Source organism: Frateuria defendens, from assembly GCF_001182895.1.
GTDB classification, from domain to species: Bacteria; Pseudomonadota; Gammaproteobacteria; order Xanthomonadales; family Rhodanobacteraceae; genus Frateuria_B; species Frateuria_B defendens.
Genome location: NZ_LFQR01000221.1, coordinates 1 through 1,237 on the forward strand (window position 1 = coordinate 1; position 1,237 = coordinate 1,237).

Genomic DNA, 1,237 nt, shown 5'->3' on the forward strand with positions numbered 1-1,237 from the left:
GGTTCGACGCTAATCAGGAGGTTTGATCGGTCAACCCGTCGATGTACATGGAATCCAGCCAGTTAAGTTCGGTGGTGATCCTTCCAATCCAGTAAACAAAATCATCCTTCCTCGTGATATCCACCGTCAGCAGGTAACGCCTTGGTGGAACCAATTCCAACGTGATATTGGTGGGTAGGGCCTTGTGTGGAGAGACGACATTGAGCAATCGAGAACACTGGAGTAACTGGGCGTTAAATGGTCCTGTAGCCGTCGAATCGCTTAGGAGTGTGGAGTCTGCTCTCGGTAGACATTTACCCCATGGCTACAGGGATTTTCTGCAAAAGAATGACGGGGGGGAGGGCTTTATCTCGGATAACTACGTGATTCTTTGGAGGGCAGAAGAGCTTATTGAATTTAACCGTGAATACGAGGTTGAAAAATATGCGCCCGGGCTTTTCTTATTCGGGTCGGATGGTGGCGGTGAAGGGTATGGCTTCGACATGCGTGAGCAAGATGCTCCTGTCGTGATGGTCCCATTCATTGGAATGTCCCTGCGCTATGCGCGTCCTATCGCGCCGAGCTTTGCCGATTTCCTTCGCAGGCTGGAGGATGACGTATGAGTGTTGACGGTCAACGTACCAAATCGCGTCCGGTTGGGATGGAGCTATTTGACGTAAAGCCGGTATTGGTTGGTGGCGATCCCCATGATCCAAAAAATAAGGCATGGCTAACTAGGCGTCAGCATATTGATGCAGTGAAGTATTGGAATCGAATTATTGCGGAAATGCGTAAAACGGATCTAGGTTAAGTCTTTTATTCGAAGGGCTTGATGTTCAAAATCGTTATAATTCGCATGGCATTAACCTGCAGGTGGGCGTCGGCGGGTGCCAGCGCGAGCAACGTCGATCTTCCCGGTGGCAGTCAAGCAAATGCTTCTAATCTCGTGTCTGAGTTACCGAGAACGGACCCAGTTACTATCATTGGAGTCCGTCCAATTGATCTCGGCCAAAGCTATGAAACTGCAGTGCGCGGGATGTATGGCAATGCCACATTTGGAGAGCGCGGTTATACGGCACTGGTCAATGGTCAGTGGGTAGAGGGCGTTGCAGACGATGTTACGGTTGTCAACGGTAGGTCGACTGCTGTCGAAGCAAAGTATGTCCTGATTAGCGTCGAACCTCAGTGGCAAGTCGCGTGATTTGCGACGGCCGCGGAGGATGCTGAAGCCATGTTCTCGACGGGAGTGTGAGTCATG

General features: G+C 50.8%; 1 protein-coding gene. It reads left to right on the forward strand.

The window, feature by feature from the left end:
• Positions 1–200: 200 nt before the first annotated feature.
• Entirely contained in the window at positions 201–602 is a 402-nt protein-coding gene (locus ACH65_RS19315) for an SMI1/KNR4 family protein (protein WP_153242676.1), read from the forward strand.
• The last annotated feature ends 635 nt before the right edge of the window (positions 603–1,237 follow it).